Annotated in this window: 3 protein-coding genes; all 3 read left to right on the forward strand. The window is 39.6% G+C overall.

Annotated elements, in window-relative coordinates:
* A partial coding sequence (locus AC2JBO_RS44855; protein WP_496960075.1) for a TPR end-of-group domain-containing protein occupies positions 1-246 on the forward strand: 246 nt, incomplete at its 5' end.
* A gap of 343 nt (positions 247-589) precedes the next feature.
* Complete coding sequence (locus tag AC2JBO_RS44860) at positions 590-727, forward strand: hypothetical protein (RefSeq protein ID WP_496960076.1); 138 nt, start codon at positions 590-592, stop codon at positions 725-727.
* A gap of 10 nt (positions 728-737) precedes the next feature.
* The coding region (locus AC2JBO_RS44865; RefSeq protein WP_496960077.1) for a right-handed parallel beta-helix repeat-containing protein at positions 738-1,671 on the forward strand (934 nt) is incomplete at its 3' end.

Genomic DNA, 1,671 nt, shown 5'->3' on the forward strand with positions numbered 1-1,671 from the left:
CTAGAGATTGATGAAGATGCTATTGATAGTTTCGACAAAGCACTGTCTATACAACCTAATTATGCCGATGCTTATTACAATATAGCAGTTTGTTACGCACTGCAAAAAGAAATAGATTTAGCTTTAGAAAATTTACAACAAGCAATAAATCTTGACCCCAGTTACAAAGAAGAAGCAGAAAACGACATAGATTTTGAGCAAATTGCCCAAGATAAAACCTTTCAAAAATTAATTCAAAGCCCGTAGCACAGGCATCTTGCCTGTGCATGAATGTATTCTTTATCACCAATCTAACAGACCACAGAACAAGAAAGATGTCTCTGTGGTAAAAAAATATATGTCACTGCACATCTGGGACAGATATGCTAAAATAATGATTATTTTTATAAAAAATATGACATCTCTAATTTTGGACAAAATCGCCGTTTGATACAAAAAACGGTCGAATTTAATCTTGCCATAATACAAAATTAGTACTTTTTTAATCATAGATTGATAAATTTCCAGTGTTCGGTCAAGAGACTTGTTTTCTTCAACACACTGGCTTAAGTGTAATTATCTATTTAGAGGAATATCCGTGATAAAGTTGATGCAAATTTTGTCTGCGGGTGGATTACTGCTGCTAGCTATTAGCGTGCCAGTACTCGCGCAGACTGAGCCTGCTGCATCGCCAGATGCCCCTACTGAAACAGTTTCCTCAATTAGCCCTCGCTTTGGAGTTCATTAGCAACAGTACTTTGTCTGGTTTTGACGTTAGAGTTCCAACTACCTCGACTCAATTTACTACTAACTCGGTAACTCCAACCAATCTAGACGCGCGCGGTATTGTTGGTAGCAGTATCAGCAACGTTATTGTTTCTAATAACATAGTTAGCGGCGCCCGTAGAGAAGGTATTGATCTATCTCAAGCAACTGGAAATATCACCATCAACAACAACACTGTCAGAGATAGTGGCGTTAACAGTGGTGAAAATGCAATTCGCGTACTCAACAGTCAAAGTACAGTAAATCTCGGCATTGCTAACAACACCATTACCAACAATAACGGTATTTTGGCTAGTTTGTCTGGTACAGCTACTGGTACTGCAACAATTGCGAACAATAATATAAATACAACGAGAACAGGTATTAGCTTGCGGGTTAGCGAAAATGCTAATCTAACATCCACAACCACAGGTAATACGATTAACGGTACTACCACATCAACAGAGGGTGTTGTGTTCCGTGCTTTTGGTAATGGACAAGGTACTACAACAATTTCCAATAACACAATTAGTAACATTCGTGGACGTGGTGTTGCTGTAGAGGTAAGTGATAGCGCTAAACCTCAAGTTAGCGTATCTGGTAATACTATTACTGGTTCCAGAACCAACGGCGTTAACGTTCTTGCTTCTGGTAATGCAGATACGCGCGTCACTGTTTCGGGTAACACAATTAATAACACAACAGGTACTGGTGTTGAAGTAACTGCATCAGAAGCTGCAAAACTTCGTTTTGGACTCACTTCTAACACGGTTTCCAATAGTGGTAGCTTAGGGGTTTCAGTATTCGGGTCTGATACTTCCAACACATCAGTAATTGCTGATAACAACACCCTAACAAACAACAACACTGTAACCGGAGTTCAGAACCCTCCAACTCCTAGTGCTTTTGACATCGCCGCAGATGCTG

It is taken from the genome of Calothrix sp. CBUCES-K 9914, from assembly GCF_059640475.1.

Excerpts from the sequence above, each read along its gene's own strand:
- AC2JBO_RS44860 (WP_496960076.1), top strand. The coding sequence starts at position 590 with ATGCAAATTTTGTCTGCGGGTGGATTACTGCTGCTAGCTATTAGCGTG.